The following is a 24,410-nucleotide window of genomic DNA, read 5'->3' on the forward strand; positions in this document are numbered from 1 at the left end:
GATCGTCCCGCGCCGTGATGAATCGCACCTGGGTCCTGTCATCGTTGCTGCTTGGCTCCTTCCTCCTGTCCGCGTGTGGCGCCAAGGCGGGCGATGCGTGCAAGGACAGCACGGCGTTCAGCTGTGCCTCCGAGAAGGAGGCGCTGGAGTGCCGCAATTCGCAGTGGCGCGCGCTGCCGTGCCGGGGAAGCGAGGGGTGTGACGAGGCCTCGGGCAAGGTGGTGTGTGACATGCGCGGCAGCGTCGAGGGCGATGCGTGCGCGCTCACCGCCGAGGGCCGGGGGTTGTGCACGGAGGATGGCAAGGGCGTGCTCGAGTGCCGCATGGGCACGCTGGTGCGCACCCGGACGTGCGGCACGTGCTCCATGGACAACGCGCTCGTCAGCTGCACGCCGTGAGTCCGGACTTCACAGCTCCGCCAGGAAGCGCTCGAGCACGGCGTTGAAGGCCTCGGGCCGCTCCTGGTTGGGCAGGTGGCCCGCGTCCGGGATGATTTCCAGCCGCGCGCCGGAGATGAGGTCCGCCATCTGCCGGGCCTTGTCCGACGGGGTGAGGGCGTCCTTGTCGCCCACCACCACGAGGGCGGGGCCGGCGTAGCGCGCGAGGATGTCCTTGTTGTCCGGGCGCAGGGCCATGCCCCGCTGGGCCGCGGCGAGGCCCTCGGGCGTGGCCGCGCGCATGAGCGCCGCCACCTCGCGCCCCACGTCCGAGTCCGGGCCCGCGGCCACCAGCCGCGGCAGCATCGCGCGCACGCTCGCCTCGGGGCCCTCGCGCAGGGCGTCCTGGGCCGCGGCTTCCCGGCGCGTGCGTCCCGCCTCGTCGTCCGCCCCCGCCTGGGTGTCCACGAGCACGAGCCCCCGGACGCGGCCCGCGTCCTCGCGCAAGAGGGCCATGCTGGCGTAGCCGCCCATGGACACGCCGCCCACCACCGCCGACTCCACGCCCAGCGCGTCGAGGATCGCCAGGCCATCCTGGGCGAGGCGCGACATCTCCGTGGGCCCCTCGCCCAACGCGCTCCGTCCGAGCCCCCGCGCATCCGGCAGGATGAAGCGGTAGCGGTGGGACAGGGCCTTCACCTGGGGGGCGAAGGCGTCCGCGTGCAGGGGAAACGCGTGGAAGAGCAGCACGGCCGGTCCGCGGCCCTCGTCGCGGTAGTGCAGGGGGACGCCATCGACGGTGAGGGTGGGCATGGGTGCTCCCGGGAGGAAGAGGGGTTTAGAGCCAGTGCTTGCGCCGGAACCAGAACATGAGCCCCGTGGGCAGGCCTACCACCGACAGCATCATCAGCCAGAAGAAGCCCCGGTGGGACAGGAAGTCGAAGTTCTGTCCGAAGAAGCCCGTGATGAAGGACAGGGGCAGGAAGATGGTGGAGAAGATGGTGAGCTGCTTGGTGATGTCGTTGGTGCGGTTGGCCACCATGGACAGGTAGCCGTCCATCACGTTGCCCAGCAGATCCCTCCCGGAGTCGATCTGCTCGTACAGCCGCACCAGGTGATCGTACACGTCGCGGAAGTAGAGCACCGTGCGCTCGCTCACGTTGGGGATGCCCCGCCGCACGAGCAGTCCCACCACGTCGCGCTGGGGCGAGAGCACCCGGCGCAGCGTCACCAGCGCGCGCTTCATGGCGAAGACGCGCTGCAGGTGCTCCGGCTGGGGGTTCTCGAAGACCGCGGACTCCAGGTCCTCCAGCTCGTCGTTGAAGTGGTCGAGGATGGGGAAGTTGCCGTCCACCAGCGCGTCCGCGAACAGGTAGAGCAGCACGTCCACGCCGCGGCCCAGCGTCGCCTCGGGATCGGCGCGGATGCGCTGGCCCACCGCCTCCAGGCCCGGAAAGGGCAGCTCGTGCACGGTGATGATCCAGTCCGGGCCGAGGAAGAAGTGGTGCTCGTGCAGCGTCAGGTGGCACACGTCGTCCGCGAGCGCGGTGAACCCCTGGAGCACGATGAACTGATGGTTCGGGTACTCCTCCAGCTTGGGCCGCTGGTCCAGGTGCAGACAGTCCTCGATGGCCAGCCGGTGCAGGCCGTAGCGCTCACCCAGCCGCGCCATCACCTCCTCGGTGGGTTGGAGGATGTCGATCCACTTGCGCCCCGGCTGCTCGAGCAACTCCTCGCCTCCGGTGAGGACGCGACCTTCGTTCAGCAGCAGGACCTGGACCATGCGCGCGAATGCATAGATCGCGCCCCCTCCGAAGTCGAGTACAGTGGGAGGCGCCGTGTCCGCCGATACTTCGCCCCCGCCCGCGCTGTCCCCCCGACTCGAAGAGCTCCTGCACTCCCTCTCGGATCAGGCTTTCGCCCAACGCATGCGCGAGGTGTACACGGCCGCGGGCCAGGCGATTGTCCGCCTGAGCGATCTGGATCTGCTGAAGTACGAGACGGCCAGCGTGGAGGACAGCCCGGATCTCTCGCTGTGGGAGGAGATGGCGCCCGTCATCCGGGACACGGTGATGGACGTCAACCGGCTGCTCAACGTCATCCGCGAGCAGTGCGCGTCGCGCTCGGCGGCGAGCGCCTCGGGGGGAGAGGTGCCCCTGCAAGCCAGCGTGGAGGCCCGGCGCGCCAAGGACGCCACCGAGCTGCTCCAGGGCTGGATGCAACAGCTCGCCCAGGGCATCACCCAGCTCGGCGAGACGATGCGCAACCCCGCGGTCGTGTCGGACCGGTGGACGCTGTTGGCGGAGATCCAGCGGCTGCGCGAGCGCTTCCGCGAGCAGATTGGCAACCTCGTCTTCGAGTCGGCCAGTGCCTTCGGGCCGGTGACGCGGCAGCAGGTGGTGCCCGGACACGAGGCGGAGGTGCAGGCGGCGGTGATGGTGCGGGCGATCGTGGCGGACCTGTCGCGCATCGTCGCGGCGCGGCTGGGCCGGGTGCGCGAGGCCGAGCCCGAGGACGTGCAGTGGAACGCCCAGCAATTGCAGACCGAGCTGGATGCGTTCGGGCGCACCGTGGCCTACCGCCACCTGCGCGCCCAGGACAAGCGGCAGATCATCGAGCTGCGCGGCCGGGTGGGCAGGCTCGCCATCCAGGCGTCGCTGCTCAGGCAGGAGCTGCTGTCGCTGATGGAGGAGCTGGATGGCTTCGTGCGCTCGCTCTCCAGCGTGAACAAGCGCCAGATGCTCATCGCCCATGACCGCGAGGTGTGGGCGGGGTGCGGCGTGCGGCTGGAGCGGGCCGTGGGGCTGTTGGGCACGGAGCCCGCCGTGGCGGCACGCACCGTGGCCGAGGCCGCCGCCAGCGCCCAATCCCTCTACGGGCGAGATCCCTCGCTCGACGCCTTCCTGCGCAAGGCGCGCAAGACGCAGCTCGCCCAGCTGTCCGTCCCCGAACTGCGCACCACGATCGAGTCCCTCCAGTCGCTCCTGGCCGGCCTGGACGTCCTCTAGGCCTGGGCGCCGCCCGAAACCCGGAGACGGTTCAGACACGAACCTTTCCACCACGAATTCAACTGTGTATATCGCCTGTACGAGCGGCCTGGAAACGTGTGTGCCGGATGGGGTGTCCTGACTCAGGACAGACTGTAGCGGATTCAGACACCCCAAATGGAGGGTTGCCAACCCCCCTGGGTTCCTGGGCTTTTTTTTGAGGTGTAAAAGGGCTTTACGACGCGGTGCGAAAAAGGCGTGACATTCACGCTCCACAGGGACTCGCCTGGAGAGTTCACAAGACTGTCATTCCCAGGCTTTGGCGGCTGGCCCGCTTCCTGCTCATGGGGAGTGGCGTGTGACGGCATCCCCGCTGTCGCCCAGGAGGAGTCCCCCCAGTGACTCGTATTCGCTTCCTTGCTGCTGCGTTGCTCGCCCTTCCCCTCGCCGCCTGCGAGGTCGACAATTCCCAGCTGCCCGAGGGTGAGCAGAAGTTCGATGAGGCCGCCGACCTCGGCGACATCAAGGCCGCGCTCGCGGCGCTGCCCTCGGCCGAGGTCGCCGGCCAGGAGGCCAACGGCATCCCCTTCATGATCACCGGCCGGCTGGGCAAGGCTGACGAGGTCCAGGGTCTGGCCGCTGGCGCCGGTGGCCGCGTGAGCAAGGCGCTGCCCGGCATCGCCGCGGCGTTCCGCCTCAACGCGGCGGACCTGGTCGCCAAGCGCTCGCGCACGGACGCGCAGGGCGTGACGCACATCCGCTACGGCCAGACGAAGAACGGCCTGCCCGTGGTGAACGAGGAGCTGATCGTCCACGTCGGCCAGGACAACACCATCATCGCGGCCAACGGCACGGCGCACGACGGTGAGATCGCTCCCGCCCGCGCGACCATCTCCGCGGAGGCCGCGAAGGTGGCCGCCCTGGACAGCACGGTGGGCCGCCACCTGCAGGTGGACGGCGTGCGCCTGGTGTACGTGCGCCCCTCCTCCGACGCCAAGCTCCAGCTGGCCTATGAGGCCATCGTGAGCGGCGAGGGCCTCGACCTGCCCATCAAGGACGCCGTCTACGTGAGCGCCCTGAATGGCTCCATCGTGGCGCGTCACGCGAAGATCCACTCGGCGCTCAACCGCAAGGTGTACTCGGCCAACAACGGCAGCTCCACCCCGGGCACGCTCAAGCGCTCCGAGGGCCAGGCGGCCACGGGTGACTCCCACGTCGATGGCAACTACGACAAGCTGGGTGGCACCTACAACTGCTACAAGAACAACTTTGGCCGTGACTCGTTCGACAACGCGGGCGCCACGCTCATCAGCACGGTGCACTACAGCAGCAGGTACACGAACGCCTACTGGGACGGCACCCAGATGGTGTACGGCGACAGCGATGGCGTGCAGTCGGCGCCGCTGGGCCTGTCTGGCGACGTGACCACGCACGAGCTCACCCACGCGGTGACCGAGTACGAGTCCAACCTCACCTACTCGGGTGAGTCCGGCGGCATCAACGAGGCGCTGAGCGACATCTTCGGCGCCTACTGCGAGAGCTACGAGTCGGGCACCTGGGCCACCACCAACGCGGTGTTCAGCGTGGGCGACGACGTGTGGACCCCGGCCACCGCGGGTGACGCGCTCCGCTACATGTACGACCCGGCCAAGGACGGCGCGTCGCACGACTACTGGACCACCAGCACGAAGAACGTCGACGTGCACTACAGCTCGGGCGTGGCCAACCTGGCCTTCACGCTGCTCTCCAAGGGCGGCACGCACCCGCGCGGCAAGTCGACCATCAGCGTGCCGGCCATCGGCGTGCAGAAGGCCGGCGCCATCTACTACAAGGCCAACACCGACCTCTTCACCGCCTCCACCAACTACTCCCAGGCGAAGGCCTACCTCGAGCAGGCCGCGGCGGCGCTCTACGGCGCGGGCTCTCCTGAAGTGGCCGCGGTGACGGCCTCCCTGCAGGCGGTGGGCGTCAGTGTCTCCACGCCTCCCAAGACCGTCTACCTCAACCAGACGGGCCTGAGCGCGGCCACCAATGCCTCGCTGAGCTTCAGCCTGTCCGTGCCGGCCAACAAGGCGCCCACCTTCGAGATCTCGGGTGGCACGGGTGACGCGGACCTCTACGTGCGCGCCGGGGCGGCTCCGACCACGACCACGTACGACTGCCGTCCGTACAAGGCCGGCAACAGCGAGACGTGCGACCTGGCGGCGAAGACGACGACCACCACGTTCTACGTCCTGCTGCGCGCCTACAGCTCCTTCTCGGGTGTGACGCTGAAGGGCAGCTACTAGTCCCTCACGCGCACTTGAGCTGAAGACGAACCCCTGGGAGGCCCCCCCCCTCCCGGGGGTTTCGTTTTGCGGGCCTTCCCGCCGGGCCGGGAAGGGGAGTGTCCTGATTCAGGTCAGTCCGTAGCGATTTCGGACACCTCAAAGGGACGGGTATCAACCGCCCTGAATAACTTGGATTTTTTCGAGAGATGTAAGGAGGCTTTACGACGCGGTGCGAAAAAGGCGTGACATTCACGCTCCACAGGGACTCGCCTGGAGAGTTCATAAGGCAGTCATTCCCAGGCTTTGGCGGCTGGCCCGGTTCCTGCTCATGGGGAGTGGCGTGTGACGGCATCTCCGCTGTTGCCCAGAAGGAGTCCCCACAGTGACTCGTATTCGCTTCCTTGCCGCTGCGTTGCTCGCCCTTCCCCTCGCCGCTTGCGAGGTCGACAACACCCAGCTGCCCGAGGGTGCCCAGAAGTTCGATGAGGCCGCCGACTCCCTCGGCGACATCCAGGCCGCGCTCGCGGCGCTGCCCTCGGCGCAGATCGCCGGCCAGGAGGCCAACGGCATCCCCTTCATGATCACCGGCCGTCTCGGCACGGCGGACGCAGCCCAGGGTCTGGCCGCTGGCGCCGGTGGCCGCGTGAGCAAGGCGCTGCCCGGCATCGCCGCGGCGTTCCGCCTCAACGCGGCGGACCTGGTCGCCAAGCGCTCGCGCACGGACGAGCAGGGCGTGACCCACATCCGCTACGGCCAGACGAAGAACGGCCTGCCCGTGGTGAACGAGGAGCTGATCGTCCACGTCGGCCAGGACAACACCATCATCGCGGCCAACGGCACGGCGCACGACGGTGAGATTGCTCCCGCCCGCGCGAGCATCTCCGAGGAGGCCGCGAAGGTGGCCGCCCTGGACAGCACCACCGGCCGCCACCTGCAGGTGGACGGCGTGCGCCTGGTGTACGTGCGTCCCTCCTCCAACGCCAAGCTCCAGCTGGCCTATGAGGCCACGGTGAGCGGCGAGGGCCTGGACCTGCCCATCCACGAGGCCGTCTACGTGAGCGCCCTGGATGGCTCCATCCTCGCGCGCCACACGAAGGTCCACACCGCGCTCAACCGCAAGCTGTACACGGCCAACAACGGCACCAGCACCCCCGGCACGCTCAAGCGCTCCGAGGGTGGCGCGGCCACGGGTGACGCCCACGTCGATGGCAACTACGCCGCGCTGGGTGCCACCTACGATTGCTACAAGACCAACTTCGGCCGCGACGGCCTCGACAACGCGGGCGGCACGCTCATCAGCACCGTGCACTACAGCCGCAACTACGTGAACGCCTACTGGAACAGCACCCAGATGGTGTACGGCGATGGCGACGGCGTGCAGTCGGGCATGCTCGGTCTGTCCGGGGATGTGACCACGCACGAGCTCACCCACGGCGTGACCGAGAAGGAGTCCAACCTCACCTACTCGGGTGAGTCCGGTGGCCTCAACGAGGCGCTGAGCGACATCTTCGGCGCCTACTGCGAGAGCTACGCCTCGGGCACCTGGGCCACCACCAACGCGGTGTTCATGGTCGGCGACGACATCTGGACCCCGGCCACCCCGAACGACGCCCTGCGCTACATGTACGACCCGGCCAAGGACGGCGTGTCGCACGACTACTGGACCACGAGCACGAAGAACGTCGACGTGCACTACAGCTCGGGCGTGGCCAACCTGGCCTTCACGCTGCTCTCCAAGGGCGGCACGCACCCGCGTGGCAAGTCCACCACGGTGGTCCCGGCCATCGGCGTGCAGAAGGCCGGCGCCATCTACTACAAGGCGAACACCGAGTTCTTCACCTCCTCCACCAACTACGCCCAGGCGAAGACCTACCTCGAGCAGGCCGCCACGGCGCTCTACGGCGCGGGTTCTCCGGAAGTGGCCGCGGTGACCGCCTCCATGTTGGCGGTGGGCGTGGGCGCCGTGGTGGTGCCCCCGACGGCGACCGCGCTGACCAACGGCGTGGCGAAGACGGGCCTGGGTACTTCCTCGGGCAGCGAGCTGTACTACTACCTGGACGTGCCGGCCTCGACGGCCTCCACCTTCACCATCAGCGGTGGCACGGGTGACGCGGACCTGTACGTGAAGGCCGGCTCGCAGCCGACGACCTCCTCGTACGACTGCCGCCCCTACAAGTCCGGCAACGCCGAGAGCTGCTCCATCGCGGCCAAGACGACGGCCACGAAGATCTACGTGACGCTGCGCGCCTACAGCACCTTCTCGGGCGTGTCGCTGACCGGCAAGTACTAGTTCTCCGCACGGGTGTAAGCCCGAGCTGAGCTGAAGACGAACCCCTGGGAGGCCCCGCCTCCCGGGGGTTTCGTTCGTGCGGGCCTTCCCGCCGGGCCGGGAAGGGTGTAGGTGCGGCGGACTGTATGCCACCTCCCCGTCCCCTGCGTGAAGCGGACCTCTCCCGAGTGGAGGGCGTCTTCACCGATGTCGATGGCACCCTCACCACCGCGCACCGGTTGCGCTCCACCACCATTCGCGCGCTCGAGCGCCTCACGGACGCGGGCTTCAAGGTGGTGCTGGTGACGGGCCGGCCGGCGGGCTGGGGCGAGGCCTGGGCCCGCACGCTGCCGGTGGAGGGCGTCATCGCGGAGAACGGTGGCCTGTTCTTCCTGCGCGGCGCGGGGGGACGGCTGCGCAAGGTGTACGCGGAGTCCCCGCGCGTCCGGGGGCCCAACCGTGAGCGGCTCCAGGCCGAGGTGGAGGCGGTGCTGCGGCAGGTGCCGGGCGCGCGGCTGTCCGTGGACAGCGCCTACACCGAGGTGGACCTGGCGGTGGACTGGAACGAGGAGGCGCGGCTGGGCGAGGCGGGCGCCGAGCGCCTGGAAGCCCTGCTGCGCGCGCGCGGTGTGACGGCGGTGCGCTCGTCGGTACACATCAACTGCTGGCTGGGCCGCTTCGACAAGCGCTCGGCGGTGCGCCGCTTCCTGAAGCTCGCCTGGGGGGTGACGCCCGTGCCGGGCGAGCCCCGCTTCATGTACGTGGGGGATAGTTTCAATGACGCTCCGATGTTCGGGGAGTTCGCCCTGAGCGTCGGGGTGGCCAACGTGCGGCGGGTGCTCGAGCGCATCGACACGCCGCCGGCCTTCATCACCCGGGCGGAGGAGGGCAGGGGCTTCGAGGAGCTCGTTCGGGCCCTGCTCGCCTCCCGGGGAGTCAAAAGGGGAGTCAGACCGTGAATGTCGTGAAGTTGGAGCTCGCACCGGGGCTGGGCCGTCACCTGCGCGCGGGGCACCCGTGGGTGTTCCGCAAGGCGCTCGCCCAGGTGCCGAAGATTCCCCCGGGCAGCGTGGTGGACCTGGCGGAGAACGGGAAGTTCGTGGCGCGCGGCTACTTCGATCCGCACTCGGCCATCGCCGTGCGGGTGCTCACGCGCAACCCCCGCCAGGCCATCGACGCGGCCTTCTTCGCCCAGCGCGTGAAGCAGGCGCTCGCCGAGCGGCGCTCGCTCATCGACCTGAAGGACACGGACAGCTTCCGACTCCTGCACGGCGAGGGCGATGGGCTGCCGGGCGTGGTGGTGGACCTGTATGGCCGCTACGCGGTGCTCAAGCTGTACTCGGCGGGCCTCACGCCCTACCGGGGGCTCATCATCGAGGCGCTCAAGGCGGCGGTGCCCGAGCTCCAGGGCATCATCGGCCGGGACGAGGTGGGCCGGGACGACGTGGAGGAGGACGAGGGCCGGGGCGCGGGGCGGATGCTCTGGGGCGAGAAGGCGCCGGAGCTGCTCACCATCCGCGAGCGCGGGGCGACGTTCCTCGTGGACGCCTGGAAGGGGCAGAAGACGGGCTTCTTCCTGGATCAGCGCGAGAACCGCTACCTCATCCGGCGGCTGGCCGAGGGCCGCGACGTGCTCAACTGCTTCTGCTTCAGCGGTGGGTTCTCGGTGAACGCGGCGCTGGGTGGGGCCAAGAGCGTGTTCTCGGTGGATCTGGATCCGGAGGCCATCGCCCTGGCGCGCGAGAACTTCACGCGCAACGGCCTGCCGGCGGAGAAGTACGACTTCCTGGCGGCGGACGTGTTCAAGCTCCTGGCGTCCTTCCGCGAGGAGGGCCGCACGTTCGATCTCATCATCCTGGACCCGCCCGCGTTCGCGAAGAGCCAGAAGGCGGTGCAGGCGGCGATCGACGGGTATGCCTCGCTCAACCGCCAGGCGCTGGGGCTGTTGCGGCCCGGGGGCCTGTTGGCGACGGCCTCGTGCTCGGCGCGCGTGGGCCCGGACGACTTCCTGGGCGCGGTGAAGGAAGCGGCCTTCAAGGCGGGGGTGGATCTCGCCCTGGTGGAGGAGCGCTACCAGCCGCCCGATCATCCCATCCGGCTGCAGTTCCCGGAGGGCAAGTACCTGAAGTTCTACGTGATGGCGTCCGTGTGAGGGGCGGCCCGGGGGGCCGGGCGCCCACGGGCCTCAGTTCTTGAACACGCGCGAGGCCACGCGCTCGAGCACCTCGGTGCTCCACTGGAGGCTGGCCTTCATGAGCTGGTCCATGTGCTCCTGGAAGGTCGCCACCGGGGGCACCTCGGCGTAGTAGCGGCTGAGGAACAAGCTCTTGTTCTCCGGCTCGTAGTCCACCACGCCGCCGCCGGTGGGGGTGCCGGCCTTCTCCTCGGCGCTGAATCCCTCGAGGATGCCGGGCTTGGGGCGGTCCCGGAACTTGTAGACGAGGGCGCTCGCCTCCAACTGCTGCGTCTTGCCGTGGTACTCGAAGTAGAGCTGGGCCTCGCCGATCACCGCGCCGCCAAACCCCTGGGGGTTGAGGCCCTCGCTGGGTTGCTTGAGGGCGAGCAGGTACGCCTGCACCAGTTTCTGCGCTTCGTCGCGGGTCATGGATCCTCCCCCTCCAAGAGGGGCGTGTCATCTCTCCAGAGGTTAACAGCAGCGCGCTGGAGGCCGCGAGGAATGCGCCGGGGCGTCGCGCCGCGTTAAGCTGCCGCCCCCTATGGTCCTCAAAGGTCAGTACCTCGAGCGTCCGGCGCTCATCCCGGTGGGGCGTGAGGTGATGGAGGGGGTGGCGCACCGGGGCCAGGTGCGCCCTCCGCTGCTCGTGCTGTCGCCCACGCCCGAGGAGGGAGGCGGCATGGATCACGTCATCGGGGCGGAGCTGGCCTTCGCCGCGGCCACGGCGGGCCATGCCACGCTGCGCTTCAACTACCGCGGCGTCGGGGGCAGCCAGGGCGAGCGCGGCACGGGCGCGGCCCTCATCGACGAGGCCGAGGCCGCGCTGACGGTGGTGCTGGAGAACGCCCAGGCCCCCACGGCGGCGGTGGCCGCGATGCATGGCAGTGCCCGGGTGGCGCTCGGGCTGCGGGCGCGGCATTCCGGGGTGGCGGGCCTGTGTCTGGTGAGTCCGCGCGGGGTGACTCCCGGGGAGCTGACGGGCCTGGGACGCGAGCTGCTCGTGGTGGTGGGCGAGCTGGACACCACCCTGCCGCGCGCCGAGCTGGCCCGGGCGGTGGACGCGGCGGGCGGCACCCTGGAAGTCGTGGAAGGGGCGGGCGCGCACCTCCACCATGCCCTCCCGATCGTGGGCAGGCAGGTACGCGCCTGGTTGAAGCGGCTGTCGGGCAACTGACCGATGCCGCGTAAACCATTGAATCCACAGGCCCCCCCGGCCGGATGACGGCTTGTCCTCCGGGCGGCAAAGCGAGCAGATTCGAGTGAGACCCAATCGTTCCGCGGTTCGTTCGTAGGGACCGTCACGAAGGAGCACCCATGCCCATGAAGCGTTGGATCCTGGCGAACGCGGTGTTGGCCCTGGCGCTGGCGGCCTGCGCGTCGCCCCCGGAGTCCTCGGAGACGGCGGAGCGAACGGCACTCGAGGCGGACACCTCGCGGCGCGTGCTGTCGGAGGAGGAGCCCCACGGCATCGTGGTGGACTTCAAGGACGGCACCTCGCAGGAGGAGATCGACGCCTGGGAGGCGGAGTGGGGGGTGGACCTCACGTACAACTCCGCGGAGGGGCCGCGCTCGGGCGTGACGATCGCGCACGGGGTGGAGGACGTGGACGCGGCGCTCGAGCGCATCCGCCAGCACCCGGCCGTGGAGTCCGCCGAGCCGCTGCGCGTGTACCGGGTGCCCGTGGGCGAGGAGGCCGTGTTCGACGAGCCGGCGCCGGCGCTCGACAAGGAGGGCTTCACGCCGAATGATCCCGAGTACCCCCGGCAATGGAACCTGCGGATGATCCACATGCCCCAGGCGTGGCAGCGCAGCCACGGCAAGGGCGTGGTGGTGGCGGTGCTGGACACGGGCATCGCCTACGAGGACCACGACGACTTCAAGCAGGTGCCGGACCTCAAGGGCGTCCGGTTCAAGAAGGGGTACGACTTCGTCGGCGACGACACGCACGCCAATGACGACCATGGGCATGGCACGCACGTGGCGGGCACCATCGCGCAGGCGACGAACAACGGGGTGGGCGTGGCGGGCGTGGCGTTCGAGGCGACGCTGATGCCGGTGAAGGTGCTCAACCACTTCGGCGCCGGCACGTCGGCGGACATCGCCGATGCCATCCGCTTCGCGGCGGACAAGGGCGCCCAGGTCATCAACATGTCCCTGGGCGGTGGGGGCTACTCGCAGGTGATGGCGGACGCCGTGGCGTACGCCCGGAAGAAGGGCGTCACGGTGGTGGCCGCGGCGGGCAACGCGGGCCGTCCGCGGGTGGAGTTCCCCGCGGCCTATCCGGGCGCGGTGGCGGTGGCCGCGGTGGGCCCGAGCGGCGTGCGCGCTTTCTACTCGTCCTATGGCCGGGAGTTGGACATCGCGGCGCCGGGTGGAGACAAGCGCCAGGGCGACGCGGGCGGCATCCTGCAGAACACGATCGATCCGCGCGACGTCTCGCGCTCCGTCTATGCCGCCTATCAGGGCACGAGCATGGCCACGCCCCACGTGGCGGCGGTGGCGGCGCTGCTCTACGCCGAGGGCGCCAGCGGACCGGACGAGGTGGAGAAGGCCCTGTTCGCGGGCGCGGCGCGCGCGGGCGGGCAGACCTGGACGGAGGAGTATGGCCACGGGCTGCTGGATGCCGAGGCGTCGCTCGAGGCGCTGGGCGGCGCGAGCTCGCGCTGGCCGTCGCTGTGGTGGGCCCTGGCGCTGCTGGTGGTGGTGCTGCTGACGCTGCGCGGGCGCGAGCGTCCGGGCTACTTCAACATCCTCCTGCGTCCGAGTTTCCTCGTGCCGCTGGTGCTGGCCACCGTGGGGGCGTTCTTCCTCCGCTCGTGGGTGGGCGGTGTCCCGGGCGCGGCGGGCGAGGTGGTGCAGGTGGCCTGGCTGCCCATTCCCGACTGGCAGCGCATCATCTTCGGCACCCGCACGGTCAGCCCGCTCTTCTACAGCGCGCTCATCCCCCTGGTGCTCTCCATCTTCGCCATCAAGTTCAAGGGGCTGCGCCCCGCGCTGGGCGGGCTCGCGCTGGGCTTCGCCGGCTTCCTCGCCTACACCGCCTGGGTCAAGGCGCCCGCGCTGGCGTGGATGCCCTTCACCTTCATGGCCCGGCCCTGGCTGGTGGTGAACGTGCTCATCTGCCTCTTCATCTCGCGCGCCATGCTGCGCCGGGAGTCGCCATGACGCTCACCGGACGCGTGGTGTTCCGCGACATCGAAACGGGCGTCTGGGTGCTGGAGGGCGATGACGGTCGCACCTACCAGCTCGCGGGCGGGGACCGGAAGATCAAGAAGGACGGCCAGCGCATCGAGGTGCACGGGGACGTGGACCGCGACGCGTTCACCGTTGCCATGGTCGGCCCCGTGTTCACCGTGAGCTCGTACCGCTTCCTCTGACTCGGCCCTCGCTCTTTCGAGAAGAGCCCGCCGCTACCCGGGGGTCCGCGCCCCCGGGAGGGTGAAGAAGAAGGTACTGCCCGCATCCGGCTTGCTCTCGGCCCATATCCTTCCGCCGTGCGCCTCGACGATGCACTTGGAGATGTAGAGCCCAAGGCCCATGCCGCGTCTGTCGCTCGCGAGGACTTGCCAGAAGCGCTCGAAGATTCGTCCCAGGTTCTCCTCGGCGATACCCGGACCCGTGTTCATCACCGAGAACCGGACTTCCGCTTCCGAGGGCTCGACGCGAATCGAAATCCTGCCTCCCTCGGGAGTGAACTTGATGGCGTTGCTCAGAAGATTCGCGAGCACCTGAAGGATCCGCTCATGGTCGAAGCGGGCCAGCAGTGAGTCCCTGGCCACTTCCGAATCGAGCGAGATCCCCCTGGCCGACGCGGAGGGCTGGAACACCTCCACGGTTTCCCGGACAAGGCGAATCGCATCTTCTGGCCGGGGTTCCACCGAGAGCCTACCCGCCTCGATGCTGGCCACGTCCAGCAAGTCTCCGATGAGCCGGTTCATTCGAGCCGTGAAGTGTTGAATGCTCTCCGCATCTCTGCGGGTTCTCTGACCGGCCTCATCCGCGGAAGCGTTTTTGACGAGCATGGCCGCGCGCATGGCGATGCCCCCGAGCAGCGTCCTCAAATCGTGGCTCACCATCGCCAGGAAGTCGTCTCGCGCCGCCAGGGCTTCATCCGAGCGCTCCCGTTCCAGCAAGAGGTGCTGGTCCGTCGCCTCTCGTTCTAGCCGGAGGAGGTTCGCCAGGGCGCGTTTACGCGCCTTGCGCTCCTCCTGGAGCTTTTCGTCCGAGGTGGCCCGCTCCTGCCGAAGGGTCACGTCCTCCTGGGCCCGCTCACTGGCCACGCTCTGGCGCTCCTGTTGCGGGGCCTCGCTCTGCTCCATCCTCTCATCCGCTTTTGCCCGGGCCACCTTCAACGACATGTCCGCATGGGCCCGCGCGCGCTGGACGACCGCATCCGCATCTTCTCCGATGGAGTCCCGCTTCTTGCTGAACTCGTCGTCGGTCCTCTCCCTCTCCTGGCGAAGACTCTGGTCCGTGTTCTCGTGCTCTGGTCGCGGCTTCTTGTCCGTGGGCTCCATCCACAGCCGTTCTAACAGAAACCCGCATGACGCCGAGGCGCTCCCCTGGGAACGAAGAGGGGCCTTGCGCACCAACTGAACAGAGGCCCCTCACCCGTCTCGAGCCCGCGCGAAGGACACCACGCTGCGTGTCAGGGAGGGAAACCCCATCTCGCGCGCGAGCTGGGACAACTGCCGCCGGAACTGCGGCTCGGGGGGAAGGGGCTCCTGGGTGCCCACCAGGAGCAGGTTGATGTACTCCGACGCGCCGCGCAGCATCGCGCAGTCCTCGAAGCACCCGGCGAAGGTCCGCACCCGCCACGCCACCTTCGCCGGATCCTCCAGGGCGATGTTGAGCACGGCGACGCCCCCCGGCAGCAACCGGCGCCGCACCGCCTCGAGGAAGAGCGTCTCCTTCAGGTGCTCCGGCGTCCCCTCGCCCGCGAACGCATCGAGCAGGATGAGATCATAGAGCGGCCCGCGCTCCTCCATGAAGTGGGCCGCGTCCCCGAGCCGGATGTGCAGCCGCTCGTCCTCGTGGACGTGGAAGTAGCGCCGGGCCACCTCCACCACCACGGGGTTGAGCTCCACCACGTCCACCCGCGTCCGGGGCAGACACCGGTGCAACAGCCGGGGGAAGGCGCCTCCCCCGAGCCCCACCACCAGGACACGCGAGCGCCCCTGGGTGAGCGCGAGCCCGGCGGTGGCCACCCGCACGTAGCTCGTGGGCACCGCCTGGGGATCGCTCTTGCGCAGCGCGCTCTGGATGGCGCCCCGGGGACTGTCGAAGCGGAGCGTGCGCAGGTCACCCGCGTCCACCACGAACACCGTCCCGAGCGGCGAGGGCGCTTCGTGGACCACGGTGGCCGAGGACCTCGGGCTCCGCGGCCTCGCCGCCCGCTGGCGGGTTCCATGCTTCGATCTCGAGTCGGACATGCGCGGGAAGAGACCTTCTCACATCAACAGGTAGGACTGAGGCAGCAACGGCTCGGGAAGAGGCTCACCCAGGGCCTCGAGCAGTCCCCGTTCCGCGGTCCGGGCGAGGGCCCGCAGGGGTAGTCCGTTGGGCACGTGGGCGAAGGGGTTCTCCAGCTCGTCTCCCAGCGCATCCAGCCCGAAGAAGGTATAGGCCAGGGCGGCGGCGAGCACCGGGGCCATCCACCCGAGCAGCTCCGCCAGCCCGAAGGGCAGCAGCAGGCAGAACAGGTAGGCGGTGCGGTGCAGGAGCACCGTGTAGGCGAAGGGCAGGGGGGTGAAGCGGATGCGCTCACAGGCGGCGAGCACCGCGGACAGCCCACCGACGCGCTCGTTCAAGGTCTGCCAGGTGATGTCGGTGAGCCGGCCCGTGCGCCGCAGGGTGGCGAACTCCTGGGCCATCTCGCGCAGCAACGCGTCCGGCGGGTTGATGCTGGCCCGGACCCGGGCCAGCTCGTCGGGAGCGAGGTAGCGGGCGAGGTTGTCGCCCTCGTCGTACCCGCGCAGATACCCGGCGAGCGCATGGGCGAAGGCGATGCCGCGGTGGACGAGTCGCCGAGCGTCGTGGTGTCCTCGCACGGGAGTGCCCGGGTCCGCGCCATCGTCGAGCAGGGCCACGGCATCACGGGCCAGGGAGCGCAGCTCGATGATGAGCGCGCCCCAGTGCTTGCGCGCCTCCCACCAGCGGTCGTAGCTGGCGTTGTTGCGAAAGCCGAGGAAGATGGAGAGCGCGAGCCCCAGCAGGGACATGGGGACGGCCGTGCTGGAGGGCAGGTGGAGCCAATCCATCCGGATGGACAAGACCGCGAGGCAGGACAGCAGCGAGATCCCCAGCACCTTGGGGAGCACGAGGAGAAGCACCGTGCCGCGCAGGATGTAGAGCAATTGCCAGGCGGTGGGGCGAGGACGGAGGATCATGATGGAGTCGCCGGGATGTTGGTCATCGCCCCGCGAGGGGCCTTCCTGGCATACTGCGTTCCCCGCGCATGTCCACCACAGACCGAGTTCGCTTCGACAGCTCGAGATGGCCCCTGCTCTCCCTCGGGTTTCCCGGGGCCCTTTCCCCCGAGGAGTACGAGGCGTTCCTCGTGACCCTGGGCGAGCACCTCGAGCGCGCCGAGCAGAAGCTCCTCCTCCTCATCGACCTGCGCCAGATCTCACGGATGTCCATGGACCAGGAGCAGCGCCAGCGTCAGTTGGCGTGGTTCAAGACGCATGAGGCCCACCTGCGCGAGCGGATCCTGGGCGCGGGAATCATCCTCTCCTCGCCCCTGGCCCGGCTGGCCCTGCGCGCCATCCTGGCGGTCCTGCCGCTGCCCACGTCCGTGCTCACCTTCTCCACCCTCGAGGAGGCCGAGCGCTGGGTGGCCGGACTCCTCCCTCAGGCGGGGCGGTAGCGGGCCCGAGGTGGCGAATGACGGCGGATGTCGATGGCATCCCCGCCCGGGAACATTAGTATGCGCCCCTACCTCTCGCTGTAAGGAGCCTTCACCGTGGCCGGATCCAGCCTGCTCGCCCTGATCGACGACATCGCCACCCTCCTGGACGACGTGTCGGTGATGACCAAGGTGGCGGCGCAGAAGACCGCCGGGGTGCTGGGCGATGACCTGGCGCTCAATGCCCAGCAGGTCACCGGCGTCAATGCCGACCGGGAGTTGCCGGTGGTGTGGGCCGTGGCCAAGGGCTCGATGCTGAACAAGGCCATCCTGGTGCCCACGGCGCTGGCCATCAGCGCCTTCGCGTCCTGGGCGGTGACGCCGCTGTTGATGGTGGGCGGTCTCTACCTCTGCTTCGAGGGCGTCGAGAAGCTGGCGCACAAGTTCCTGCATAGCGCGCACGAGGACGAGGCCCATCACAAGGAGCTGGTCCAGGCCGTGGCCGATCCGAAGGTGGATCTCGTGGCGCTCGAGAAGGAGAAGATCAAGGGCGCGGTGCGCACCGACTTCATCCTCTCGGCGGAGATCATCGCGATTTCTCTGGGCGTCGTGGCCAGCGCGCCCTTCTTGACCCAGGTGTTGGCGCTGGTGGGCGTGGCCGTGCTGATGACCGTGGGCGTCTATGGACTGGTGGGAGGCATCGTCAAGCTCGACGACGGGGGGCTCGCGCTGGTCCGCCAGCCGGGCGAGGGCGCCTGGCCGCGGGCCCTGCGCGCTCTGGGCGCGGGTATCCTCAAGGCGGCGCCGTTGCTGATGAAGTTCCTGTCGGTCGCCGGCACCGTGGCCATGTTCCTCGTGGGTGGAGGTATCCTCACGCACGGCATCGGCCCGGTGCACCACGCGATCGAGGGTGCGACCCACGCCGCGGGCGAGGTGTCCGGTATCGGGTGGCTGCTGGGGGCGCTCGTGTCGCCGCTGGCCAACATCCTGGTGGGCCTTGTCGCCGGAGCGCTGGCGCTGGGCGTGGTGAGCCTGGGCTCGCGCGTGCTGAGGCGTGGCAAGGAGAAGTGAGGCTCAGAAGCCGACGGCGTCTTCTCCGGCCCCGCCGCCGAAGCCCTCGATGATGCCCCGATTCTGCGGCACCGTGCAGGGGCACACCTCGTAGTGGCAGGGCCGGGGCGCGTCCCACAGCTTCAGCGTCCCGTCGAAGACGTTGCCCAGGTGCCCGTCCCCGAAGCGCTTGCCGGGGTAGCAGGAGAATGCATCACCCTTGGGGTGGATGATGAAGTACTTGCTGCCCGCGTGGCACAGGCGGCCCTTGAGCGCGTAGCCGCGATTCATCCTCGATGGGGAGACCATGTCCCCGAAGGCCCGGTCGATGCGCCAGCGCTCCACCCAGCCGTACTCGGCGGGCTTGCCGTCCACCCGCATGAGCTGGGGGTAGAACTTGATGCCCGCCCGCTCGAAGCGCTCGCGGCTGGCGGCCACCTCCCGCACCTGTCCGGGCACCACCACGCCGTTGACGACGAAGGTGGCGCGTGGCCACCGGGCGAGCAGCTCCTTCACCGCCCGCGCCTTCTCGAGGAACTCCGCCTCCTCCACCTCCTCGCGGTGCAGCGAGCACGAGAAGGTGCGCAGCTGCTCTCCCGCCGCCTCGATGAAGGTGGCGAGGACGCGCAGGGGGGCCGACAGGTTGGTGAGCAGCGACACCTTGTGTCCCGCCTCCGCCAGGCGCCGCGCCACCTCCGGCAGCCGCTTGAGCAGGAAGGGCTCTCCGCCGGAAATCTTGAACTCCCAGCTGCCCGGCAGCGCCGTGAGTGTGGCCAGTGCCGCCTCGAGCTGCGCGTCCGTGGGCCCTCCAATGCCCGGCATGTGCTTCTGCACGCAGTACGTGCAGCGGTAGTTGCACCCGCCGACGATGTTCCAGCTCACCGTGGGGCGTGGACCGCTCATGGCAGCTCTCCCTCCTCGAGCATCTCGCGCAGGTCCCTCGACGCCGCGAAGTTCATGTCGTGTTTTCCGCAGCGCGCGCAGCCCGGGTAGTACTCACCCCGGTGCAGCCGTTCGCGCACCGCCTCGTACGCCGGCGCGCGCCACACGTCCTGGAAGGCACCGTCCTTCACGTGCCCCGCCTCGATGTGCTCGCAGCAGAAGAAGACGCGCCCGTCCACGTAGACGCGGCTGTAGAGGTAGCCCGCGAAGCACCCCGTCTCCTGTCCCGAGGGCCACTTGCCCGACAACTGGGCCTCGTACGCGTCCAGGTTGTGTTTCACCTTCAGCGCCTTGGCCCGCTTGCGCGCCTCGGGGATGAGTTCGCCGAGAATCTGCTGCCGCTGCTCGGCGGTGAGCGCGTGGTGTTCGGTGCCCCGGGGCACGTCGCCCACCTTGAAGGACGAGCGCGCGCCCACGTCGTGCGCGAGCCGCACCATCTGGGGCAGCTCCCGGTAGTTCACCCGGTTGATGACCTGCACCAGGTTCACGGCGGTGACGTCGCGCACCGTGCGCACGCCTTCGAGCAACCGATGGAAGGTCTCCGGGGGCTGGTTGGGGTGGTAGGCCACATAGGTCTCCGCGGAGGCGGAGGCCATGTTGAGCAGCATCTGGTCCACGCCCAGCGCCCGCACCCGCTCCCAATCACACAACGTCCCATTGGAGATGACGGTGAGCCGCAGGCCGCGCGCCTTCACCGCGCCGATGAAGGTGTAGATGTCCGGGTGGGTGAAGGGCTCGCCACCGCCGCTGATGACGATGCGCTCGGCGCCCGCGTCGGCGCACTCGTGCACCATGCGGTGGAAGGTGGCCGCGTCCATCCGCTGCCGCTTCCACGCCACCGGCTTGGCCTGCGCCAGGTCCGGCGCGTAGTTCCAGCAGGTGATGCAGTCCAGGTTGCACGCGTTGGTGATGTCCAGGTGGACCGTCTCCGGGCCGGTGCGAGGCCGGCGCTCCAGGTAGCCCTTGAGGCGCTCGCGCATCAGGTTCGGGTTCTTCATGGGAGCAACTCCAGCAGTGCCCGCGCCGCGGGCTCCGCGCCATTGCGCGCCACCGTCTCGCGAGCCCTCGCGCCCAGGCGTTGGCGCACCTCCGGCTTCATCAGCTCGCGCACCGCGCGGGTGAGCCCCTCGCGCGTCAGCGGCAGGCACGCCAGGCCCGCCCCCGCGTCCTCCACCTCGCGCACGCGCTTGTCCTGATCGTCCACCATCCGCGCGAAGGGCACGAAGACGGAGGGGATGCCCGCGTACAGCAACTCGTGGACGGCGTTGTAGCCGGCCGCCGTCACCGCCGCGTCGAAGGCCGGCAGGAAGTCCAGCGCGGGGTAGCGGCCCTGGAGCACCACCGCTCCCTCCAGCGCGGGTGGCTGCTCGCGCCACAGGGGACCCGCGCCCACCACCAGTCGCACCCCGGGCAGCTCCCGCGCCACCTGGGCCGTGAGCGTCAGTGCCCGGGCGGCCTCGGGGTCTCCACCGCCGCCGAAAGAGGCGTAGAGCAGGGTGCCGTCCCGCGGCAGTCCGAGCGCCTCGCGTGCCCGGGCCCGGTCTGGCAGCTCGTGGCGCTCGCGGATGAGGATGGGGCCCACGGCCAGGGCCTTGGCGGGCTCGGGCAGCGGCCCCACCTGGGCCACGTCCTCGTGGGGGATGAGGATCCGGTCATACAGCCGCAGCGAGGCCTGGAGCAGCTCGGAGCCCGCCACCTCGGCCCGCTGCTCCCGGAAGACGAAGACGTTCTTCTGGCGCCAGCGCAGCACCGGAATGAGCTCCTCGAAGGAGCCGGTGGGGTAGGTGTCCACCACCAGCACGTCCGGATCGAACGCGGAGATCGTGTTCCACGTCACCGTCTGCACCAGCTTGAGGTAGTGGCCCTTGCGCAGGCCACAGCGCTCGCGGATGGATTTCGAGGGCAGCTTCACCGCGGCGAAGCCCTCGCGGTAGATGACGTGGTCCGCCTCGGACGAGGTGAGGAAGAGCACCTCGCACTCCGGCGAGAGCCGGCGCAGCGCCCGGGCGATGGACACCAGGCGCGTGACGTGGCCCAGCCCCAGGCCGTTGACGGCGTAGAAGACGAAGCGGGGCGCGCCCATCAGGAGTGATCCTTCCAGTCGCGCTCCTCGCGGCGCTCACTGGCCTGCTTCGCCGCGGCCTGGGTCGCGGCCTGGGCCGCCGCCGCCTCGCTCGCGCTGTCGAGGTCCAGCAACTGGCTCACCCCGTAGGCCGCCAGTCCCGTCGCCAGCGCGCCTCCCGCGGCCATCGCCGCCACCTCGCCGAGTGAGCGCTCCGGCGTGTACTGCCAGGCGGGCACCGTGCTCATGTCCGGATAGGGCTGGTGGCGATGGGTGTAGGGATCGTACCCGCGCAGCTCGCTCCAGTGCTGGGTCTGGCCATTGCCCAACCGCTGCACCGTCACGGGAGGAGGCTGGCCCGCCGCGGCCATGTTCGCGCAAGGGGGGCACGCGAGCACGTGCGTGACCTGTGAGCCCCGCTTGAGGGGCACCTGCATCCGGAAGGACGGGTTGGCCAGCGGGCGTGCGCAGAAGTAACAACCCACGCGCTCGCCCTCGGGCAGGAAGGCCTGCTCGCCAAAGAGGCCGCGCGCATGGGCCACCGCCGCCTCCGCTGCCTCGTGTGCCTTGTCGAGCCGGCGCGTCACGGCGGACCGCGACGCGGTTCCCTTCCGGAAATCCGCTATCGATTGCCAGGCGTTCTGCTCGGCCATCGTGGCCTGGTTGAGCAGTGCCCGCAGGTCGGCATCCTCCTTCAGCCGCAAGGCATGCTCCACCTGGACGAGCGAGGCCGCGACCTGCTTCAGCCGTTCCTCCAGCGGCGCGAGTTCCTCGCTCCGGGGCTGGAGGGTGGAGGTAGAGGCTCGGTGCGGGTCCTGAAGGGGCTTCGCTTTCGACAGCTTCCAGCGGATCAACAGGAAGAACAGGAGGGCCATCCCGGCGTAGGGACAGAGAGCCCACACGGGGTTGGCCGGCTTTTTTGACGTCTCTTCTCGAAGGACAACGGAAAGCTCGGGCGGCGGAGCGGGGGGCGTGCTGACGGACGGATCCGGGGGCTCACTCGCGGGCGTGCTCGGCGGCGGTGTCGGCGAGAAGCCCATCTCCCGCAGCTTGTCGTCGATCTCCGCCCGCTTGTAGGCCGGGTCCAGGGTGCGCGATTGGAGCAGGGCCTCGCGGGCCTCCGTGAAGCGGTCGAGCTTGCGCAGGGCGAGGCCCCGGTTGTACTGCCAGCGCGCCTTGTCGGGCTCGATGGCCGCGGCCTGATCGAAGCGCTCGAGGGCGCCCGCGTAGTCCTTCGCGTCGTAGAGGCGCTTGCCCTGCTCGTACACCTCGAGAGCCCGCGCGGCCGTCTTCCCCGCGGATTGCTGCGGGCTCCTACCGCCCCCCTGTGCCAGCGCCACGGGAGCCAGCAGGAGGATCACCACCAGCGACAGGCTCTTCGTTTGCTTCAAGTACCCGCTCCCTCGCGTCGGACCGGGCGCGAGTTGATACCGGAACGCGCGGTGGGAGCAATGCGTGGAAAAGACGAAGGGCGAAGGGAGCGGGAAGCCCGCCCACCTTCGCCCTCGAGTGAAACCCGGACGCCGCTTGGAGGCCGCGGCGTCTTCAGGTGGGCTTAGCCCTCGCGCTCCTCGCGCTTGCGGTCACGCTCGGCGCGGTAGCGCTCGCCCGAGGCCAGCGCCTTCTTGCGCATGCGCACCGACTTGGGCGTCACCTCGACGAGCTCGTCGTCGGCGATCCACTCCAGCGCCTTCTCCAGGCCCATCTCGCGGGGGGTGGTGAGGATGACGTTCTCGTCGCGGCCGGCGGCGCGGATGTTGGTGAGCTTCTTCTCGCGGCAGGCGTTCACGTTGAGCTCGGAGGGGTGCACGTGCTCGCCGATGATCATGCCCTCGTAGATGGTGACGCCGGCGCCCACGAACAGGTGGCCACGCTCCTGGATGCTGAAGAGCGCGTAGGGCACCGTCTCGCCCAGGCGGTCGGACACGATGGCTCCGTTGGCGCGCTTGGGGATGTAGCCGAACCAGGGCTCGTAGCCGTCGAACTGGCTGCTCATGATGCCCTCACCGCGGGTGATGGTGAGGAACTCCGAGCGGAAGCCGATGAGGCCGCGCGCGGGGATGCGGAACTGCAAGCGGGTGCGGCCACCGCCCAGCTGGGCCATGTCCACCATTCGGCCCTTGCGAGGCCCGAGGCGCTCGGTCACCGCGCCCACGCTGTTCTCCGGCACGTCGCAGAAGAGCAGCTCCATGGGCTCGTGCAGCACGCCGTCGATCGTCTTCGTCACCGGCTCGGGGTTGGAGGCCGTCAGCTCGTAGCCCTCGCGGCGCATCGTCTCGATGATGACCGCGAGCTGCAGTTCGCCACGGCCCACCACGCGGAAGGCGTCCGGCGTCTCGGTGTCCTCCACGCGGATGGACACGTTGCGGTAGGCCTCGCGGTACAGGCGCTCGCGCAGGTTGCGGCTGGTGACGTACTTGCCTTCCTTGCCCGCCAGCGGCCCGTCGTTGACCTTGAAGATCATCATCATCGTGGGCTCGTCCACGGTGATGCGCGGCAGCGCCACGGGCCGCTCCACGTCGGCGATGGTGTCACCGATGGAGATGTCCTCGATGCCCGCGATGGAGACGATCTCGCCGGGGCCCGCGTCCGCGATCTCCGTGCGCTTGAGGCCCTGGAAGCCGTAGAGCTTCACGATCTTTCCCTGGGCGATCTTGCCGCCCTCGCGCATCACGGCCACGGGCATGTTGGCGGCGATCCGCCCCGCCTGGACGCGGCCCACCGCGAGGCGGCCCACGTAGTCGTCATAGTCCAGGTTGGCCACGAGCAGCTGCAGCTGCTCCTGCTGCGGCGCGGGCGGAGGCGAGATGTGCGTGAGGATCGCCTGGAAGAGCGGCTCGAGCGTCTTGCCCGGCACCTCCAGGCTCGTGGAGCTCTGGCCCTGGCGCGCGACCGTGTAGAGCACGGGGAAGTCGAGCTGGTGCTCCTCGGCGCCCAGGTCGATGTAGAGCGAGTAGACCTGATCCAGGATGTCCTTGGCGCGGGCGTCCGAGCGGTCGATCTTGTTGATGACGAGCACCGTCTTGAGGCCCATGCCCAGCGCCTTGCTGAGCACGAAGCGCGTCTGGGGCAGGGGACCTTCGGCCGCGTCCACCAGGAGGATGACGCCATCCACCAGGCGCAGGCCGCGCTCCACCTCACCGCCGAAGTCCGCGTGGCCCGGGGTGTCGATGATGTTGATCTGCTTTCCCTGGTAGGTGACGGCGGTGTTCTTCGCGAGAATGGTGATGCCCTTCTCGCGCTCGAGGTCGTTCGAGTCCATCACCCGTTCGGTCAGGGCTTCGTTGCTGCGGAAGATGCCCGCCTGGCGAAGCATGTGGTCGACGAGGGTGGTCTTGCCATGGTCGACGTGGGCGACGATGGCGACGTTGCGGATGTTCTCTCGGGCAATCATGGATGCGGGGGATCTGCGGGGGACGGCCGAGGCGCG

The 24,410-nt window shown here is 69.4% G+C and carries 22 protein-coding genes; 11 read left to right on the forward strand and 11 right to left on the reverse strand.

Annotation, left to right across the window (positions count from 1 at the left end; genetic code table 11):
* The first annotated feature begins 17 nt into the window (after positions 1-17).
* Positions 18-398: a hypothetical protein gene (locus D187_RS39750; RefSeq protein ID WP_043433752.1), complete on the forward strand. Its 381-nt coding sequence runs from the start codon at positions 18-20 to the stop codon at positions 396-398.
* Between the two features lie 9 nt (positions 399-407).
* Here the strand turns inward: D187_RS39750 and D187_RS39755 are convergent, their stop codons facing one another.
* The gene (locus D187_RS39755) at positions 408-1,190 is read right to left on the reverse strand and encodes an alpha/beta fold hydrolase (RefSeq protein ID WP_002629035.1); all 783 of its coding nucleotides are present in this window, start codon (positions 1,188-1,190) and stop codon (positions 408-410) included.
* Positions 1,191-1,215: 25 nt separating this feature from the next.
* Complete coding sequence (gene corA / locus D187_RS39760; protein WP_002629036.1) at positions 1,216-2,160, reverse strand: magnesium/cobalt transporter CorA; 945 nt, start codon at positions 2,158-2,160, stop codon at positions 1,216-1,218.
* 55 nt (positions 2,161-2,215) lie between these two features.
* On the opposite strand from corA, the gene D187_RS39765 reads away from it, so the two are divergent.
* From D187_RS39765 to D187_RS39785, 5 genes are all read left to right on the forward strand, one after another.
* The gene (locus D187_RS39765; protein WP_002629037.1) at positions 2,216-3,385 is read left to right on the forward strand and encodes a hypothetical protein; all 1,170 of its coding nucleotides are present in this window, start codon (positions 2,216-2,218) and stop codon (positions 3,383-3,385) included.
* Between the two features lie 377 nt (positions 3,386-3,762).
* The gene (locus D187_RS39770) at positions 3,763-5,652 is read left to right on the forward strand and encodes a M4 family metallopeptidase (RefSeq protein ID WP_002629039.1); all 1,890 of its coding nucleotides are present in this window, start codon (positions 3,763-3,765) and stop codon (positions 5,650-5,652) included.
* Between the two features lie 364 nt (positions 5,653-6,016).
* Positions 6,017-7,924: a M4 family metallopeptidase gene (locus D187_RS39775; RefSeq protein WP_002629041.1), complete on the forward strand. Its 1,908-nt coding sequence runs from the start codon at positions 6,017-6,019 to the stop codon at positions 7,922-7,924.
* Between the two features lie 125 nt (positions 7,925-8,049).
* Complete coding sequence (locus D187_RS39780; RefSeq protein ID WP_002629042.1) at positions 8,050-8,862, forward strand: HAD-IIB family hydrolase; 813 nt, start codon at positions 8,050-8,052, stop codon at positions 8,860-8,862.
* The gene (locus D187_RS39785; protein WP_002629043.1) at positions 8,859-10,055 is read left to right on the forward strand and encodes a class I SAM-dependent rRNA methyltransferase; all 1,197 of its coding nucleotides are present in this window, start codon (positions 8,859-8,861) and stop codon (positions 10,053-10,055) included. The genes D187_RS39780 and D187_RS39785 overlap by 4 nt, the downstream gene beginning before the upstream one ends.
* A 33-nt stretch (positions 10,056-10,088) precedes the next feature.
* On the opposite strand, the gene D187_RS39790 is transcribed toward D187_RS39785, so the two are convergent.
* Positions 10,089-10,508 (reverse strand): hypothetical protein, encoded by a 420-nt coding sequence (locus tag D187_RS39790; protein ID WP_002629044.1) that lies wholly within the window; start codon positions 10,506-10,508, stop codon positions 10,089-10,091.
* A gap of 112 nt (positions 10,509-10,620) precedes the next feature.
* On the opposite strand from D187_RS39790, the gene sglT reads away from it, so the two are divergent.
* The 3 genes from sglT (at position 10,621) to D187_RS39805 (ending at position 13,456) form a co-directional block, all read left to right on the forward strand.
* On the forward strand, positions 10,621-11,253 hold the full coding sequence (gene sglT / locus D187_RS39795) for a type IV pili motility protein SglT (RefSeq protein ID WP_002629045.1): 633 nt from the start codon (positions 10,621-10,623) through the stop codon (positions 11,251-11,253).
* A 140-nt stretch (positions 11,254-11,393) separates the two neighbouring features.
* Positions 11,394-13,244, forward strand: a complete 1,851-nt coding sequence (locus tag D187_RS39800; protein WP_002629046.1) for a S8 family serine peptidase — start codon at positions 11,394-11,396, stop codon at positions 13,242-13,244.
* Entirely contained in the window at positions 13,241-13,456 is a 216-nt protein-coding gene (locus D187_RS39805; RefSeq protein ID WP_002629047.1) for a DUF5818 domain-containing protein, read from the forward strand. The genes D187_RS39800 and D187_RS39805 overlap by 4 nt, the downstream gene beginning before the upstream one ends.
* Before the next feature lie 33 nt (positions 13,457-13,489).
* On the opposite strand, the gene D187_RS51090 is transcribed toward D187_RS39805, so the two are convergent.
* From D187_RS51090 to D187_RS39820, 3 genes are all read right to left on the reverse strand, one after another.
* Positions 13,490-14,596, reverse strand: a complete 1,107-nt coding sequence (locus D187_RS51090) for a sensor histidine kinase (protein ID WP_002629048.1) — start codon at positions 14,594-14,596, stop codon at positions 13,490-13,492.
* Between the two features lie 90 nt (positions 14,597-14,686).
* Positions 14,687-15,511, reverse strand: coding sequence for a spermidine synthase (locus D187_RS51095; protein ID WP_245591936.1), 825 nt, complete (start codon positions 15,509-15,511; stop codon positions 14,687-14,689).
* Between the two features lie 18 nt (positions 15,512-15,529).
* Positions 15,530-16,468: a bestrophin family protein gene (locus D187_RS39820; RefSeq protein WP_002629050.1), complete on the reverse strand. Its 939-nt coding sequence runs from the start codon at positions 16,466-16,468 to the stop codon at positions 15,530-15,532.
* 68 nt (positions 16,469-16,536) lie between these two features.
* Here D187_RS39820 and D187_RS39825 point away from each other — a divergent pair, with 68 nt between their 5' ends.
* Together D187_RS39825 and D187_RS39830 are read left to right on the forward strand one after the other, a co-directional pair.
* Positions 16,537-16,947 carry a SpoIIAA family protein gene (locus D187_RS39825; RefSeq protein ID WP_043433756.1) on the forward strand — a complete coding sequence of 137 codons (411 nt, stop codon included), beginning with the start codon at positions 16,537-16,539 and terminating at the stop codon, positions 16,945-16,947.
* A gap of 96 nt (positions 16,948-17,043) precedes the next feature.
* Positions 17,044-17,997, forward strand: coding sequence for a DUF808 domain-containing protein (locus D187_RS39830; RefSeq protein ID WP_002629052.1), 954 nt, complete (start codon positions 17,044-17,046; stop codon positions 17,995-17,997).
* Between the two features lie 3 nt (positions 17,998-18,000).
* On the opposite strand, the gene D187_RS39835 is transcribed toward D187_RS39830, so the two are convergent.
* The 5 genes from D187_RS39835 to typA all read right to left on the reverse strand — a co-directional run bounded on the left by D187_RS39835 (position 18,001) and on the right by typA (position 24,374).
* Positions 18,001-18,879, reverse strand: coding sequence for a radical SAM protein (locus tag D187_RS39835; protein ID WP_002629053.1), 879 nt, complete (start codon positions 18,877-18,879; stop codon positions 18,001-18,003).
* On the reverse strand, positions 18,876-19,916 hold the full coding sequence (locus tag D187_RS39840; protein ID WP_002629054.1) for a radical SAM/SPASM domain-containing protein: 1,041 nt from the start codon (positions 19,914-19,916) through the stop codon (positions 18,876-18,878). The genes D187_RS39835 and D187_RS39840 overlap by 4 nt, the downstream gene beginning before the upstream one ends.
* Positions 19,913-21,001, reverse strand: coding sequence for a glycosyltransferase (locus D187_RS39845; RefSeq protein ID WP_002629055.1), 1,089 nt, complete (start codon positions 20,999-21,001; stop codon positions 19,913-19,915). The genes D187_RS39840 and D187_RS39845 overlap by 4 nt, the downstream gene beginning before the upstream one ends.
* Positions 21,001-22,371, reverse strand: coding sequence for a tetratricopeptide repeat protein (locus D187_RS39850; RefSeq protein ID WP_002629056.1), 1,371 nt, complete (start codon positions 22,369-22,371; stop codon positions 21,001-21,003). Before D187_RS39850 ends, D187_RS39845 begins: the two co-directional genes overlap by 1 nt.
* 164 nt (positions 22,372-22,535) lie before the next feature.
* Positions 22,536-24,374, reverse strand: coding sequence for a translational GTPase TypA (typA, locus tag D187_RS39855; RefSeq protein WP_002629057.1), 1,839 nt, complete (start codon positions 24,372-24,374; stop codon positions 22,536-22,538).
* Positions 24,375-24,410 lie beyond the last annotated feature (36 nt).

The sequence above is a fragment of the Cystobacter fuscus DSM 2262 genome, assembly GCF_000335475.2.
Taxonomy (GTDB): domain Bacteria; phylum Myxococcota; class Myxococcia; order Myxococcales; family Myxococcaceae; genus Cystobacter; species Cystobacter fuscus.